Genomic DNA, 17,383 nt, shown 5'->3' with positions numbered 1-17,383 from the left:
GGCGCCGGGCGCGGAGGGTGGTGGACGGGCGTTCCTGCGGCGGCGGTTGCGGGAGCGGCGAGGGCGCGAGGAGGGCCTGCGGCGTGCCGAGGAGACGTGCCGCCGACTGCATGACGTCTTCTCCGCGTACGCCGAGGAGAGCGCCGTCCACCCGCCGCAGGACCCGCGCCTGTCCGGTGTCACCGGGGAGGCGAACGTCCTGAACGCCGCCTACCTCGTCGCCCGGGAGCACTGCGAGGGCTTCCTCGCCCTCGTGGACCGGGCGCGGGCCGAGCACGGCGGCGTCCGCGTGGGAGGTGACGAGCCCCTGGGCGCCGTACTCCTTCGCCAGGACCACGGAGGACGCCACATGACCGGCCGCACCGCCGATCCCGTCGACAGCGCCCTGGGCGGCGCAGGATCGCCCTCGTCGACCTGCTGGACCGGCCTCCTCGCGGGAGGGGTCGTCCTGACCGGGGAACTCACCCTCGCCATCGCCGACGTCGACCTCGTCCGCGTGGACCTGAGGGCGCTGATCAGCTCGGTGAGCACCAGGGTCCCCGCCCGTGGGGAGCCGCGGCATGACCGCACCGCCGCCGTCTCGACATGGACCCGGACACCGTCGAGCAAGACCTTGCCCCGGCTCGTGCTCACCGTCGTCGAGCTGCTGCGCCCGGCTGATGGAGGGTCAGGCGCTGCGCCGCGTGGAGAGCGGGGACCTCACGGAGGAGCAGGAGGAGCGGATCGGCCTGACGCTCATGCTGCTGGAGGACCGGATGGAGGTGCTGCGCTCGCGGTTCGGGCTGGAGCCCGAGGACCTCAACATCGACCTGGGACCGCTCGGACCGCTCCTCTGACCTGCCGCCTTCGCCACCGGGGTCGAGGATGCCCTGCCCCCGCGCCACTGACACCGGCGGCCACTGACGCCCCACACACTGGCCCCCCACACTGGCACCCCCACGCGGGATGCCGGCGGCCCCCTGACACCGGCATCCACCTGCATCGGCAGCCGCTTGAGGCCGTCATCCGCTCCCGTCGGGGAGCCACCGGGGGTGTCGCCGAGGTGTCACTGAGGTCCTCACGCAGCGAGGTCGGCGTCCAGCGAGCCCTGGCCCTCCGGGGTCGGTGCTCCAGGGCCGGACGTCACCGGGCCGGGACCCCACCGGCGGACTCGCTGGGCCGGACCTCACCGCAGCGGATTCCGTTGGCCGGTGCGGATTCCTTCGGCCGGTGCGGATTCCGTTGGGGCGGACGCCTCCCGTTCGGAGCCTGCGGTCGCGGCAGATCCGTGCGGGTCCCCGGGCCCGCATACCCTCACCCCATGACGGACACGCAGGCCACCGCCACCGCAACCGCCCCCGAAGGCACGGCGCCCGCAGCCGCGGCACCCACCGGTACGAACCCCGTCGCTCCCGTCCCCGCCGGTGTCCGTACCGCGCAGGACGTCGTCACGCCCGACGTGGTCGCCCGGCTGACCCGGGATGTCGTCGGATCCGGACGCACCGCCAACCACACCCCCTTCACCGGCGAACGGCTGGCCGAACTGCCCGAGTCGACGCCGGAGGACGTCGCGGAGGCGTACCGGCGGGCCCGCGCCGCCCAGCCGGCCTGGGCCGCGACGCCCGTCCGCCGCCGCGCCGCCGTCTTCCTGCGCTTCCACGACCTGCTCCTGGAACGGCAGGCCGAAGTCCTCGACCTCATCCAGCTGGAGACCGGGAAGGCCCGCCTCCACGCCCACGAGGAGGTGCAGGCCGTCGCCATGGCGGCCCGCCACTACGGCGTCCGCGCGTCCGCGTACCTGAAGCCCAAGCGGCACATCGGCGCCGTGCCGACCCTCACCAAGGTGACCGAACTGCGCCAGCCCCGCGGAGTGGTGGGCCAGATAGCCCCCTGGAACTACCCGCTGGAGCTGTCCGTCGGCGACGCGCTGCCCGCGCTCGTCGCCGGGAACGCCCTCGTCATGAAGCCGGACACCGAGACGGCCCTCACCGCCCTGTGGGCCCGGGACCTGCTCGTCGAAGCGGGCCTGCCGCGGGACGCCTTCCAGGTGGTGCTCGGCGAGGGCCCGGTGGTGGGCCCCGAGGTGGTGAAGCACGCGGACTACGTCTCCTTCACCGGCTCCACCCGCACCGGCCGCGAGGTGGCGCAGGGGGCGGCGGCCCGCCTCGTCGGCGTCTCCCTCGAACTGGGCGGCAAGAACGCGATGCTGGTGCTGCGCGACGCCGACGTGGAGAGGGCCGCGGCGGGCGCCGTCCGCGCCTGCTTCTCCTCCGCCGGCCAGCTCTGCATCTCCATCGAGCGCCTCTACGTGCACGCGTCGGTGGCCGACGACTTCCTCGCCCGCTTCACGGCCCGCACGAAGGCCATGCGCCTCGGCACCGCCCTCGCGTACGGCGCCGACATGGGGTCCCTCGTCGGCGAACGCCAGCTGGAGACCGTCACCCGGCACGTCGAGGAGGCCGTGGCCAAGGGCGCCGAGGTGCTGGCGGGCGGTGTCGCCCGCCCCGACGTCGGCCCGCTCTTCTACGAGCCGACCATCCTGGAGAACGTCCAGGAGCCGATGGCCGTCTGCGCCGAGGAGACCTTCGGCCCCGTCGTCTCCGTCTTCCGCTTCACGGACGAGGACGCGGTGATCGACCAGGCCAACGCCACCCCGTACGGGCTCAACGCCAGCGTGTGGACGAAGGACAGCCGCCGCGGCCACGCCGTCGCCGCCCGGCTGCGCGCGGGCACCGTCAACATCAACGAGGGCTACGCGTCGGCGTACGGCAGCGTGCAGGCGCCCATGGGCGGCATGAAGGACTCCGGCCTCGGCCGCCGGCACGGCTCCGAGGGCATCCTCAAGTACACCGAGGCCCAGACCGTCGCCCAGCAGCGCCTGATGCCGCTCGCCCCGTCCTTCGGCATGGACGACGAGGCGTACGCGGCGTTCATGAGCCGCAGCCTGCGCATCATGAAGGCCCTCCGCCTGCGCTGACGCCCCACCGACCACCACCCCCGCCGACCGCCCGAGGGAGAACCATGCGCGAAGCCCCGTACGACTACGACGTCCTGGTGATCGGCTCGGGCTTCGGCGGCTCCGTGTCGGCACTCCGCCTCACCGAGAAGGGCTACCGGGTGGGCGTCCTCGAAGCGGGCCGCCGCTTCACCCGGGACACCCTCCCCAAAAACTCCTGGGACCTCAGGAACTACCTCTGGGCGCCCGCCCTCGGCCTCTACGGCCTCCAGCGCGTCCACCTCCTCGGCAACGTGATGGTGCTGGCGGGCGCGGGTGTGGGCGGCGGCTCCCTCAACTACGCCAACACCCTCTACGTGCCGCCCGCCGCCTTCTTCCAGGACCGCCAGTGGGCGCACATCACCGACTGGCAGGAGGAGCTGGCCCCGTACTACGACCAGGCCAGGCGCATGCTCGGCGTCCGCCTCAACCCCACCACGACCCCCTCCGACGTCCACCTGAAGGCCGCGGCACGGACCATGGGCGTGGAGGACACCTTCCACCACGCCCCGGTCGGCGTCTTCTTCGGCGACGGGAAGGACGCGGACGGTACGGCGCCGAAGATCGCGCCCGGCGGCGGGTCGCCCGACCCGTACTTCGGCGGCGCCGGGCCGGCGCGCCGCGCCTGCACCGAGTGCGGCGAGTGCATGACGGGCTGCCGCCACGGCGCGAAGAACACCCTGACGGAGAACTACCTGTACCTGGCCGAGAAGGCCGGGGCCGTGATCCACCCCATGACGACCGTCACCCGGATCACCCAGCAGGACGACGACACGTACGCCGTCACCGTGGTGCCCACGCAGCGCCGCAGGAACGGCCGGACCCGCACCCTCCGCTGCCGCCACGTCGTCGTCGCCGCCGGCACGTACGGCACGCAGACCCTCCTGCACCGCATGAAGGACGAGGGCCACCTGCCCCGCATCTCCCGGCGCCTGGGCGAACTGACCCGCACCAACAGCGAGGCCCTCGTCGGCTCGCAGACCACGGACCGCCGCTACGCGCAACGCCACGGCGGGAGACCCGACTTCACCCGGGGCGTGGCCATCACCTCGTCGATCCACCCCGACGGCAACACGCACATCGAGCCGGTCCGCTACGGCAAGGGATCCAACGCGATGGGATCCCTGTCCATCCTCCAGGTCCCGTACGCCAGGAACCGGGTGGGCGCCTGGCTGGCGAACGCGGCCCGCCACCCCGTCCAGGCCCTGCGCTCCCTGTCCAACCACCGCTGGTCGGAGCGCACGATCATCGGCCTCGTCATGCAGTCGCTGGACAACTCCCTCACCACGTACCGCAAGGAGAAGGGCCTGGGCAAGGGCCTTCTCACGGCCCGCCAGGGCCACGGCGCCCCCAACCCGAAGCAGATCAAGGCGGCGACGGAGGCGGCCACCGCCCTCGCCCAGGAGATCAACGGCTTCGCGGGCTCGAACATCGGCGAACTGATGGGCACCCCGCTGACCGCCCACTTCCTCGGCGGCTGCGTCATCGGCGCGACACCGGACGAAGGCGTCATCGACCCCTACCACCGCCTGTACGGCCACCCGGGTATCTCGGTTGTCGACGGCGCGGCGGTCTCCGCGAACCTCGGCGTCAACCCGTCCCTGACGATCACCGCCCAGGCGGAACGCGCGATGTCCCTGTGGCCCAACAAGGGCGAACCCGACCCCCGCCCCGCCCAGGGCGAGCGCTACACCCGCGTCACCCCGGTCCAGCCCAAGAACCCGACGGTCCCCCAGGACGCCTTCGCGGCCCTCAAGCTCCCGCTGCTCCCGGTCCCGAAGGTCCCGCCGCGGACCTGACCGCGGACGTGCCGCGGGCCTGCCGCGGACCTGCCGCGGACATGAGAGAGGCGCTGCACCCCCCTCCGAGTGCAGCGCCTCTCCGGCTTCTCAGCGGCGCCGCTACGCGGCGGCCCCGCTAACGGCGACCGTTACGCCGCGGCACCGCTGTTACGGCGCTTCAGCGCGAACACGACACCGGCACCGGCGACGATGGCGACACCACCTGCGATACCGATGGTCGGCAGCATCGAGGAGGAACCGGTCTCGGCGAGGTTGCCCTTGACCGCGATCGGCTTGGCCTCACCCTGCGGCTTGACGTCGGAGGACGGCTTCTTGTCGCTGGGCTTCGCCGTACCGGCGTCGGAGTCGGAGCCGGCCTTGACGATCTGGAACGGGTACATCTCGTGCCCGGACTCGCAGCCGGCATCCGACGTGTGCTGGCTTGCCGCGACTGCCAGGCTCGCACCCGTGGGGGCGCCTGCGTCGATCTTCAGGCGAAGCTCGATCGTGGCGATCTCATCGGCGGCAAGGTCGAACATCCCGATGAAGTGGCCGTTGTTGTCGCCGCTATCGGCGAAGTCGTGCACCCACTTGCCGTTGTCCTGATCCTTGTACTCGAAGTGGGCGAACTTCTCGCGCAGGGTGTCCCCATCCGTGTCGAGTTCCTTCTCGTACCCGGCGGCCGCCCAGACGACGAGGTCCTTGATGTCTTCCTTGCCGGTGTTCTCCACGTCGAACGTGAAGTACTTCCAGCCGCTGCCCGCGGCGATCTTGTTGGGGAAGCCGTTCAGTGCGACCTTGACGGAGGAGTCCTGGCAGACGATCTCTTTCTCCCCCTCGGCCTTCGCGTCGTCCGAGGGCTTCTGCTCTTCCTTCTTCTCCTCGCCGTCCTTCTCGGCCTCCGGCGTGGTGGCGGGCTTCTCCTCCTCGGAGGGCTTCTCCTCTTCCTTGTTCTCCTCGGAAGCGGAGGCCTCAGGGGAGGCGCTCTGGCCGTCGTTCTCGGGGGTGCCGTTCTCCGCGTCGCCGGACTCGGCGCTCGGGGTCGCCTCGGCGGTGGCCTCGGGGCTGGCGGACGGGCCCTCGGTCGCGTAGGCGGCCGGGGACATCAGGAACGCGGCAGGCGCGATGACGGCGGTCGCCGCGGCGACGGCCATGGCACGACGGAGCTTCAAGTCAAGACCTCATGTTCCGGGCGTGCCACCGGGTGTGGCACGGAGTCCGATGGGGCCGCGCTCGGCGCTGGTCCGGGCGTGGCCGTGGGTTGCGCATAGGTGACCTGCGAGGCAGGGCATTGGTTGCACGATCCCTGACAACTTCTTTATGTGACCCTCGCCACTCGCTCGGGGGTTGGCGTAATTGTGTGTTGACGCTCCGCGATCAAGCCGGGTTCAATCCCCAGTCATTGTGATCAAGCATGGACGGGGGGAACATGCGTACGGCATCTGATGCTCGTCGCGCCCGAAGACGCGGCGCTGGACGGGCAGCCGTTCTGGCTGTCGCCGCCTTCGCGGCGGTGGTGTCCGGCACTGCGGTACCGGCGGAGGCCCGGGAGCAGACCCGCTCCGCGAGCCCTGCGGAGCAGGAGCCGGCGGGGGAGGGCCGCAGGGCACTGGCACAGGCCAAGAGCTCGGGGACGCGCGTCGAGGTGGTCGGCGAGCGCTCGGAGCACACGACGGTCTTCGCGAACCCGGACGGCAGCACCTTCACGCTGGAGGAGTCGGCCGTCCCCGTGAGGGTGCGCAAGCAGGGCGGTGGGTGGGAGAAGCCGGACGCCACGCTGGAGCGGCGCACGGACGGAACGGTCGGCCCGCGCGCTGCCGCGGCCCGGATCGCCTTCTCCGGTGGCGGTGACACGAGCCCGCTCGCCTCCATCACCGACAGCGGCAGGTCCCTGGCGCTCACCTGGCCGGGCAAGCTGCCCGAGCCGGAGCTCGACGGCGCGAGCGCCCTCTACCGGGAGGTGCTGCCCGATGTCGACCTGAAGGTCACGGCCACCCCCGAGAGCTTCCAGCACGTCCTGGTAGTGAAGTCGCGCAAGGCGGCATCCGACAAGCGGCTCAGGGTGCTGAGCTTCGGCCTGGAGACCAAGGGCCTGTCGGTCAGCAAGGGGCCCGCCGGCAACCTGGACGCCATCGACGCCACCGGGCAGACGGTCTTCCGCGCGCCCCCGGCCCAGATGTGGGACTCCTCCGGCAAGGGCGGGCAGGCCCGCCTCCAGGCCCAGGCACCCGCGAAGCGCGCGGCCGACCCGGCAGCCGGCACCGGGGTGCCGCATGACGCGTCCGAGGTCGCCGCTTCGGGGTCCGGCCTGGCACCGGGGCAGGGCGACAAGGTCGCCCGCATGGACGTGAAGGTCGGCAAGGCCGCCCTCTCGGTGGTGCCCGACGCCGCCATGCTGGCCGGGACACCCGACGCGTCGTACCCGCTGTTCATCGACCCCACCGTGACCTGGGGCGAGTCGGAGCGCACCCAGCTCCGCTCGGACGGCTACGTCTCGTACAACTGGTCCAACGGCTCCGACGGCCGAGGCCAGGGCGTCGGCAAGTGCGGGAGCTGGAACGGCTACTACTGCGGCCCCGGCTACGTGCAGCGGTTGTACTACGAGTTCTCCCCGGCCAGCCTGAAAGGCAAGAAGGTCCTGGGCGCGACGTTCCGGGTGACCGAGCCGTGGGCTTTCCAGTGCGATCCGCGCTGGGTGGACCTGATCCGTACCGACAACATCTCCTCCGCCACCACCTGGTCGTCCCGGCCGAAGGAACTGGACCTGATGGTGGACCGCCATGTCTCCGCGGGACGCGGCTCGCTGTGCGACCCGGACTCCCCTGACGCGCCGATCGAGTTCCGGGACAACCCCGAGGAGTCCAACGAGAACCTGACGCCGACCGTCCGCGACTTCGCGGCGGGCAAGTTCTCCCGGCTGACGCTCCAGCTCCGCGCGCACGACGAGAGCGACACGTCGGCGTGGAAGCGCTTCAAGGACGACGCGGTGCTGGCCGTCACCTACGTGGCGCTGCCCGCGCTTCCCGCAGAGGTCGGCCTGGTGGCCGGATCCGGGCTGGTCTGCTCCACATACGAGAACGCCCCGTCGGTCGTCTCCGACCCGACCCCGCTGGTGACCGGCCGCCCGAAGACGGCCGCCGGTGGTGAGTCCGGAGCGAACCTGCGCATCCGGTGGCGCACGGACCGGTGGAACGGCTCGTCATGGGTCACCGCACACGCCGACACCGACAGCCCCACCTCCGGCTATGCAGGCAACCTGGTCAAACAGTCCAGAAGCCTGCCCACCCTCTCTGAGGGAGTGAAGTACCGGCTCAAGGCGCTCACGCTCTCGTACTTCGAGGACGGCTCCAACCGGCTGAACACGGGCTACACGGAACCCTGCTACTTCAAGGTAGATACCACCGCTCCCAAGGCGCCTGTGGTCACCCTGGCCAGCCCGTACAGCGAGTGCAAACCCAACGACTGTGTTGCAGCCGGGGGGCCGGGAGCCAAGGCAAGCTTCACCTTCAAGGCCGGCGGCGGTGACACCAACAACGTGGCGTACCAGTACCGGCTTACCAACGGCGACGCGTGGCGGGACGCTACGAAGGTGTGCATGGATGGAATCCCGGCCACATCCTGTGCCAATCTCACTGAGTCCACCATTTGGGTACGCAGTTTTCGAGGAACGTTCACTCCAGAACGCTCAGGCACCTTCCGACTCTACGCCCGCGCCAAGGACAACGCAGGTCGATGGGGTGCGGAGAGCACCATCGACTTCCTCGTCGCCGCAGGCGAAGCGCCCATAGCCCGCTGGCACTTCAACGAGGACACCGGCCCCGCCGCCGACACGTCCGGCAACGGCACGGCCCACAACGCGGCGCTGTCCGCCGGAGCCGTCCGTGACGACCGCGGTCGGCGCGGCCTGATCACCCATGACCGGCACGGCACGGAACTGGCCGTGCCCGTCACCGACAAGGGGCTCGCCACCAACGGCACCACGGGCTACGCCGCCACGGCCGGTCCGGTGCTGGAGACTCGCTCGTCCTACACCGTCTCGGCCTGGGCGCGCCTGGAGGACCCGAGCCGCACCATGACGGTGCTGAGCCAGAGCGGCGCCCACCACGGGGCCTTCCACCTCTCGTACCAGCCTTCCGACAAGACGTGGACGCTGCGTACCCCGGCGAAGGACGCCGCGGACGGCGACCTCACCGACCAGAAGGTCGCCGCCGCGCAGCCGGCCGTCGCCGGCGCCTGGACCCACCTGGCCGCCGTGTACGACGCCGAGGCGCAGCAGATCAGCCTCTACGTCAACGGACGGCTCCAGGGTACGGACGCCGTCAGCCCCGCCTGGGCGTCCACGGGGCCCTTCCAGATCGGGCGCGCGCTGGTGGCGGGCGGTTACACCGACTACTGGCACGGGACCGTCGACGAGGTCGCCGCCTGGCAGCGGGCGCTGCTGCCGGCGGAGATCGCGCAGGAGGCGCGGCTGCTGACCTCCGACGCGTACGCGGGTGTCGAGCTCGTGGCAGCTTGGGACGCTGCGGGGGTCTCCGGTACGACCGTCGCGGACACCGTGTCCGGGTACGGCAGGGCCCTGGCCCTGAGTGGTGGGGCGACCGTCGACCGCGAGGCCATCGTGTTCGACGGTGTCGACGACGCCGCGACGATCGCCGGTCCGCTGCTGGACGACACCGGTTCGTTCACCGTCACCGCGGCGGTCGAGTTGGACAGTTCGAAGCTGCTCGCCAAGGGCGTCGGCTACACGGGCCAGGTGCTCGGCCAGCGGTCGGCGGACGGCTCGGCCTGGGGTCTGTGGTTCCGGACGACCGGGACCAGGACGGTCGTGGACGCGGAGACGCTTGAGGAGCGGACCGTACCCGTCGGCTTCTGGCACTTCGGGCGCCTCGACGCGGACGGCACGTTCTCCTCGGTGGCCTCCGACGAGGAAGCCGCGCTCGACAGCCTCGTCCGCGTCACCGGCGTCCACGACGCGCAGACGGGCACGATCAGCCTCTACCTCGGCCACAACGCGAACGGCGCGCCGACGGCGTACACAGCCCGGCTGGGCGCAGGCGAGTTCGCGCTCGCCAAGGGCCACACCTCCGGCGGCGGGCAGCAGCACCTGCCCGCCCGGATCGCCGACGTACGGCTGTGGAGCGGCGCCATGGCGGGCTCCGAGCAGATCGGCACACACGTAGGCGACTGACCCGAGTACGGGACCCCCGGGAGGGCGGCGGACGGCAGCAGGAGCCGCCCGCCCGGGGCACCGCGGTCGCGATCTCGACTTCTCACCTCTTCCAGGAACGGATGACGCATGCCCTTTGGCATAGGCACTACAACGTGGAGACGGGCGGGGGTGACCCGGCGCCGCACGGGCAGCCGCCCCCTGCTCCTCTCCCTGGCCCTCCTCATGTCCGTCCCCGTCGGCATGACCCCGGTCACCGCAGCGGCCGCGACCGGCGGGCTCGGCCGCCCCGACCTTCCCGAGCAGCGCGTCAGCAAGGTCAAGGAGGTCCGCGACCAAGGCGCCGCGGAGGCCCGCGCCCGCGTGGCGAACGACACCGCGGCCAACCACCGGCAGGCCAGGCGCGCCCGCAGCGAGAGCCGGGCCGCCACCTGGCCGTCGTCCGGGAGCGCCGACCTCGCCCTGCGAGGGAACCGCCCGGCCGAGGCGGACCCCGGCGGCCTGCCCGTGACCCTCAAGCCCACGGGCGGCACCCCGAGCGGCAACACCGCCAGCGTCCGCGTCCTCGACCAGAAGGCCGCCGACCGCCTCGGCATCCGGGGCGTCGTCCTCACGGCCCAGGCAGACCAGGCGCAGCAGGCGGACCTCACCCTCGACTACGGAGCCTTCGCAGCCGCCCTCGGCCGGGGCTGGTCCAGCCGTCTGCAGCTCGTCCGGCTGCCCGCCTGCGCCGTGACGACCCCGGAGAAGAGCGCGTGCCGCACGGCGAGCCCTCTGCCGTCGCGCAACGACACGGACAAGCAGACCCTCTCCGCGCGGATCGAACTCCCCGACGCGGCCGGTGGCCTTTCCCCCCAGCTCGCGACCGCCACGGGAGCCGCCGCGGCCGGCAGCACCGTCTTTGCGGCCACCGCCACCGGCGACCCGGGTTCCGGTGAATCGGCGAACGGCTCCGGCGACTACTCCGCCACGGACCTCTCCGAGTCCTCTTCCTGGGAGGCCGGAGGCAGTTCGGGCTCCTTCACGTGGTCCTACGACTTCCCGATGCCGCCTGCGGCGGCGGGCCCCACCCCCACGCTGTCCTTGTCCTACGATTCCGGCAGCGTCGACGGCCGCACCGCGACCACCAACAACCAGGGCACATCGGTCGGCGAGGGCTTCTCCCTCACCGAGTCCTACATCGAGCGCAGCTACACGCCCTGCGACGACGACGGCCACGCGGACGTCTTCGACCGCTGCTGGAAGTACGACAACGCCTCACTCGTCCTCAACGGCAAGTCCTCCCGCCTCGTCAAGGACGACGCCTCCGGCCAGTGGCGTCTCCAGGGCGACGACGACTCCAAGGTGGTCCGGTCCACCGGCGCGGACAACGGCGACGACGACGGCGAGTACTGGACCGTCATCACCGGCGACGGCACCAAGTACGTCTTCGGTCTCGACAAGCTCGACGGCGCCACCACCCAGCGCACCCACTCCACCTGGACCGCGCCCGTCTTCGGCGACGACTCCGGCGAGCCCGGTCACTCCGGCGGCAGCAGCTTCTCCGGCCGTTCCCTGACCCAGGCGTGGCGGTGGAACCTCGACTACGTCGAGGACACCAGCGGCAACGCGGCCACGTACTGGTACGCCAAGGAAACGAACCACTACAAGAAGAACAAGGCCACCACGGCGAACGCCTCCTACACGCGAGGCGGCTACCTCACCGAGGTCCGGTACGGCCTCCGCAAGGGCGCCCTGTTCACCGACGCCGCCGACGCCAAGGTCACCCTCTCGCACGCCGAGCGCTGCACCGCCGGCGACTGCGCCTCCCTCACCAAGGACACCGCCGAGAACTGGCCGGACGTGCCCTTCGACGCGATCTGCTCCAGCGGTGACAGCGACTGCAAGGGCTCCGGCCCGACGTTCTTCTCCCGCAAGCGGGTCACGGCCGTGCACACGCACTCGTGGGACGCGGCCGCCGGCGCGTACAAGCCGGTCGACTCCTGGGCGCTCACCCAGCAGTACCTGGACGGCGGCGACATCGGTGACACCTCGGACCACGTCCTCACGCTCCAGTCCCTGAAGCGGACCGCCAAGGCGGGCAGCACGGCGATCTCCCTGCCGCCGGTCTCGTTCACGTACCAGATGCGGCCGAACCGCGTGGACGGCACGGACGACATCCTGCCGCTGACCCGTCCCCGCATCTCCACCGTCACCTCGGAGACGGGCGCGATCACGACGGTGACGCTGTCCGCCCCGGAGTGCGTCCGCAGCCAGGTCCTCGGCGCCGCCGAGGACACCAACACCCGCTCCTGCTACCCGCAGTACTGGAACATCAACGGCTCCTCCGAGGCGTCCGTCGACTGGTTCCACAAGTACCGGGTCGTCGCGGTGACCGTGTCGGACCCGGCCGGCCAGAACGACACGGTCGAGCACGCGTACGCGTACAGCGGTGCCGCCTGGCACCACAGCGACGACGTCTTCACACCGAAGGACGAGCGCACCTGGTCCGACTGGCGCGGCTACCGCCAGGTCACCGTGCTCAGCGGCGCCGCGACCACCACCTGGTCCAAGACGGTGTCCCTCTACATGCAGGGCATGGACGGCGACAAGCTGAAGAACGGCGCGACGCGCTCGGTCAGCGTGGCCCCGCTCGCCTCCCCGGCCCTGGGCCTCCCCACCCTCAAGGACAGCAACCAGTACGCGGGCCGGCTCCGCCAGCAGGTCACCTACGACGGCGCCACCGCCGTGAGCGCGGAGGCGCACGAGCCGTGGTCGCAGGAGACCGCACGCCAGACCGTGCCTGACGCGGGCGCCCACGTGGCACGCTTCATCCGCACCCGGAAGTCCACGCAGTACACCTATCTCACCGTGCCGAAGACCTGGCGTTCCACCACGGCCTTCACCGAGTACGACAGCCACGGCGCGCCCCACCGGGTGGAGAACCGCGGCGACGACGCCAGGACCGGCGACGAGACGTGCACCCGCACCTGGTACGCGCGCAACACCGCCACCGGCCTGAACCTCGCCTCCCGCACCCGCACGGTGGGCAGGCCCTGCTCCGTCGCGGACACCGCCCTGGACCTGCCGGCCGACGCGAGCCGCCCCGGTGACGTCCTGTCCGACACGGCCACCGCGTACGACGGCGCCACCACCTGGTCCGCGTCCCAGCAGCCCACCAAGGGCCTCCCCACGTGGACCGGCCGCGCCAAGGCCTACGGCACCGGCGGCACCACTGGCTGGCAGCGGATGGCGACCACCACGTACGACACCCTCGGCCGCCCCCTGACGGTGACCGACGCCGTCGGCAGCACCACCACCACGGCGTACACCCCGGCGGCCGAAGGCCCCCTCACCAAGACCATCACCACCAACGCCAAGGGCCACCGCAGCGCCGCCTTCCTCGACCCCCGCCGAGGGGTGACGCTCCGCAGCTACGACGCCAACCTCAAGAAGACGGAGGTCGCGTACGACGCGCTCGGCCGCCTCACGGACGTGTGGCTGCCCAACCGCGCCGCGGTGTCGTCCCAGAGCCCGAACCAGAAATTCCGCTACAGCATCAGCGCCACGACGCAGTCCTGGGTCTCCACGGCGACGCTGAAGGCCGACGGCGCGACCTACAACACCTCCTACGCCCTGTACGACTCGCTCCTGCGGCCCCTGCAGACCCAGTCCCCGACGCCGCAGGGCGGCAGGGTGCTGACCGACACGCGTTACGACTCCCGAGGCCTGGCGTACGAGTCGTTCGCTGACATCTTCGACACGACGACGACCCCGAACGGCACGTACACGCGCGCGGAGTACGGCGAGGCGCCGACCCAGACGCAGACCGCCTTCGACGGCGCGGGCCGCCCCACGACGAGCAGCCTGCTGGTCTTCGGCGTGAGGAAGTGGTCGACGACCACGACGTACACGGGGGACTCGACGGCCACCACCGCCGTGCAGGGCGGCAGCGCCACCCGCACCATCACGGACGCCCTGGGCCGCACGGTCGAGACGCGCGAGTACGCCGGCACGACCCCGGTGGACACCCAGTACGGCGCCACGACGGGCATCCCGTACTCCAGCGTCGCGTACACCCACACACTGGGCGGCCGGGAGCGGACCATCACCGGGCCCGACGGTGCAACGTGGACGCGTGCGTACGACCTCTTCGGCCGCCTCGTCACGGACACCGACCCCGACAAGGGCACATCCCGCCAGGAGTACGACGCGGCCGACCGCGTGATCAAGGCGACGGACTCGCGGGGCGTGTCCGTCCTCACCGAGTACGACGCCCTCGGCCGCAGCACGGGCACCTGGTCCGGCCAGAAGACCGACGCGCACCAGCTCACCTCCTCCACCTACGACACCCTGCTCAAGGGCCTCGTCACCGCCAGCAGCCGCTACGTCGGCGGCCGCACGGGCGCGGCGTACACGAAGTCCGTCACGGCGTACGACACCATGAGCCGCCCGACGGGCACCCGGCTGGAACTGCCCGCCACCGACCCGCTGGTGAAGGCCGGGGCCCCGGCCACCATCACCCTCGGCAGCCACTACCGCATCGACGGCACCCTGCAGAACAGCACGGAGCCGGCGCTGGGCGGACTGCCGCAGGAGGTCGTGTCCTACGGCCACAACACGCTCGGCCTGGTCGAGAGCGTCACCGGCAGCACCGGCTACCTCCTGGACGTCGACTACTCCGCGCACGGCCGTCCGCAGCAGCTGGTGCTGGGCTCCGGCAACACGGAGGCGTTCAAGAAGTCCTACGTGACCCACACGTACGAGGAGGGCACCGGCCGCCTGCTGCGCAGCCACGTCACGGACCAGACCCACCCGTACATGCTCCAGGACCTCACGTACCGGTACGACGAGGCGGGCAACGTCACGTCGATCGCCGACCCCACGACCCTCGGCGGTACCAGCAGTCCCGAGACACAGTGCTTCGCGTACGACGGCCACCGCCGCATGACGGAGGCGTGGACGCCGTCCTCCCAGAACTGCGCCGACCCCCGCAGCGCTTCCGGCCTGTCGGGCCCGGCTCCGTACTGGACGAGCTACACCTACAACAAGGCGGGCCAGCGCACGACGGAGACGCAGCACAAGTCCACCGGCGACACGAAGACGACGTACTGCTACAAGGGAGCGCAGCCCCACACCCTCACGGGCACGAGCAGGACCGCGAACTGCACCACCCCGGACAGCGCGTACACCTACGACGCCGCGGGCAACACGACGACCCGTCCGGGCTCCAAGGCCCGCCAGACCCTGACCTGGTCGGAGGAGGGCCGACTCGCCAAGCTGACGGAGTCCGCGACCTCGACGGACTACCTCTACGACGCCGATGGCGCGCTCCTCATCCGCTCCACGGCGGGCGGCGAGCGCATCCTGTACGCGGGCTCCACAGAAATCCACCTCCGCGCCGACGGCACGACGTGGGCGCAGCGCACGTACGGCTTCGGTGCACAGCAGATCGCGGTCCGCAGCAACGAGTCCGGCACCCAGAAGCTCCACTACCTGGCCGGCGACCGCCACGGCACGTCGACGCTCGCGATCGGCTCGGGGGACGCGCAGCCCTACGTGAAGCGCCACATGACCCCCTTCGGCGCCCCGCGCGGAACGGCGGCCACCCCATGGCCGACGGACAAGGGCTTCCTCGGCAAGACAGCAGACACCACCACAGGCCTCACCCACGTGGGCGCCCGCCAGTACGACCCCCTGATCGGGCAGTTCATCAGCGTGGATCCGCTGCTTGAGGCCGACAAGGCGCAGACGCTGAACGGCTACAGCTACGGGAAGAACAGCCCTCTCACCTTCAGCGACCCCGACGGAACCCGAGTCCTGTGCGGGCTCGACTATGAAGCAGCATCAGCGTGCTCCACGAAGCCTGCTTCGTCCTCGACACCTTCTGCCGCACCAGCTGGAGGTAGCACCGGTACCAACAAGAGGGGGAAGAGTTCAGGTACTGCCACTCGCAGGAATAGTTGCCAGGCGCCGCTCGCCTGCAAGGTTCCCAAGGCGTACGGTCCGGTAGTGGGCCCTGTTCCATACCAGATGCCGTACATTCCCGTCGGTGTCGCGGCTCCGCAGTATCTTGAAGCAAGACGCTGCGCGATGATGCCGATCGAACCTCAATGTAACCCCGAAGACGCGGTCAGAGGAGGTGGGAGTGACGGGGCTGTCATGATTGGGGCAAAGTGGGCTGCCGGACTCCTGGACCGCGATACGGTATATGGAGAAGACAGTCGACTGGCCCAGCAATTCATGGGGTCGGATGTCGCCTTCGGGTATATGCAGGAAGTCATCAAGCGTCACCGTGAGGGTTTTCTCTCGGGTCCGCTGAAGCCGCATTCCATTGCGAATGACCAAAGTAAGGCTCGACGACTCTTCGCGGATTCGGTGTCAATGGCTCAGGGAGACCATAATGTTGCCGCCTCCGTCATGGGGTCTCACAGGGCTGAGTATGAGATTCTCCGAGCTAATTCGAGGGGGATTCAGGCGAGGATCACCGTCACGAATTCCATGACCTGGTCGTCATTTTCTCACTACGCTACCGGTTACAATACTGCTTCGGAAAGATTTGTTCAGAAGTGGCTGGACGGTGAGGGTATCGTAGCTTGGGGTGAGCTGCACGGGCCTAATGTCAATGGGGCTGGAAGGGGTCACGATATGACTATCGTTTACAGGGTCACCATCCCCTTCTAGGCGCGGTCCTCCCTTTCGTGTCCCCTTTGTGGATGCTCGGTATGTGTGGGTGCTGAAGCCCGTGACGCTCGACTCCGATTGCGGGGTCGGCGTCACGGGCCTCTCGCAGGCAATGGGTGTCAATGTGCGAGCGGTAAGTGGAGGTGGCGGCGTGGGCTCGTCCTGGGGGAGTAGATTGCAGCGGCTGGGTGTAGTCGCAATCATTGCGGCCCTGCTGGTGGCTTGTTCGGCTCTCGAGGCGTCGGATCAAAAGTATCCAGCTGATCGCCTGGTTGCTGTGGACCAGGTCGTTGGGACCTGGCGGGGTGAAGGTGGCACGCTGGACCTGGAAAGTGGAGGAGAATTTACGTCACGCGATCTCTTCGCGAGGCTGTCTGAATGCTTCGAAGCGGACGGGGACGGAGTCAGCAAGAAGACAGGAAAAGGTCAGTGGAGCACCAGGGAAAGCGAGGGGACGAGCGCCGTATTCCTAACTTACTCTGACAAGTGCAGATCAGTTCTTTGGGTCGGTGAATTTCAGGGGGAGTTGGTCTTGTGGAACACTGTCGAGATTGAGGGTAACCTGGTGTTTCTGAGGCCCTGATCGCTGCCGCCGCATGGTCACCCGCCCCGCCGTCAGCGCGGGTGAATGCCGACGGATGGCCCATTGCGCTCACAGGGCGCCTTGTGTGTACGCCCGAGTTATTCCGCATGGCGTTGCTGCCGCGGATTCCAAAGTTCGGAGCGGGTGGCGAGAGTGCGCCCCACGCTGAGTTGATCCCTGTCACCGCGTTGTGTATTGACCAGGTCCTGCGGGGC

Annotated in this window: 5 protein-coding genes and 2 pseudogenes; 6 read left to right on the top strand and 1 reads right to left on the bottom strand. The window is 70.2% G+C overall.

Features of this window, described 5'->3' with window-relative positions; translation table 11 throughout:
• Positions 1 to 46 precede the first annotated feature (46 nt).
• The 4 genes and pseudogenes from L6E17_RS31780 to L6E17_RS30030 all read left to right on the top strand — a co-directional run.
• Positions 47 to 478 (top strand): annotated as a pseudogene (locus L6E17_RS31780) (GvpL/GvpF family gas vesicle protein); the annotation flags it as partial.
• A 107-nt stretch (positions 479 to 585) separates the two neighbouring features.
• A pseudogene (locus L6E17_RS30040) lies at positions 586 to 836 on the top strand (gas vesicle protein K).
• Between the two features lie 464 nt (positions 837 to 1,300).
• Positions 1,301 to 2,956: a succinic semialdehyde dehydrogenase gene (locus L6E17_RS30035; RefSeq protein ID WP_236243770.1), complete on the top strand. Its 1,656-nt coding sequence runs from the start codon at positions 1,301 to 1,303 to the stop codon at positions 2,954 to 2,956.
• Between the two features lie 44 nt (positions 2,957 to 3,000).
• The gene (locus L6E17_RS30030) at positions 3,001 to 4,773 is read left to right on the top strand and encodes a GMC family oxidoreductase N-terminal domain-containing protein (protein WP_236243769.1); all 1,773 of its coding nucleotides are present in this window, start codon (positions 3,001 to 3,003) and stop codon (positions 4,771 to 4,773) included.
• A 131-nt stretch (positions 4,774 to 4,904) separates the two neighbouring features.
• Here L6E17_RS30030 and L6E17_RS30025 read toward each other — a convergent pair whose 3' ends face one another.
• Positions 4,905 to 5,927, bottom strand: a complete 1,023-nt coding sequence (locus L6E17_RS30025) for an LAETG motif-containing sortase-dependent surface protein (protein ID WP_236243768.1) — start codon at positions 5,925 to 5,927, stop codon at positions 4,905 to 4,907.
• Between the two features lie 257 nt (positions 5,928 to 6,184).
• On the opposite strand from L6E17_RS30025, the gene L6E17_RS30020 reads away from it, so the two are divergent.
• Both L6E17_RS30020 and L6E17_RS30015 read left to right on the top strand, forming a co-directional pair.
• A complete protein-coding gene (locus L6E17_RS30020) occupies positions 6,185 to 9,943 on the top strand; it encodes a LamG-like jellyroll fold domain-containing protein (protein ID WP_374109188.1) in 3,759 nt (1,252 codons plus the stop codon).
• 108 nt (positions 9,944 to 10,051) lie between these two features.
• Positions 10,052 to 16,585, top strand: coding sequence for an RHS repeat-associated core domain-containing protein (locus L6E17_RS30015; protein ID WP_236243766.1), 6,534 nt, complete (start codon positions 10,052 to 10,054; stop codon positions 16,583 to 16,585).
• Positions 16,586 to 17,383: the final 798 nt, after the last annotated feature.

The sequence above is a fragment of the Streptomyces sp. CC228A genome, assembly GCF_021390935.1.
Lineage (GTDB): Bacteria > Actinomycetota > Actinomycetes > Streptomycetales > Streptomycetaceae > Streptomyces.
Note: the sequence above shows the minus strand (reverse complement) of the source record. Positions and strands in the feature narration are given on the sequence as shown.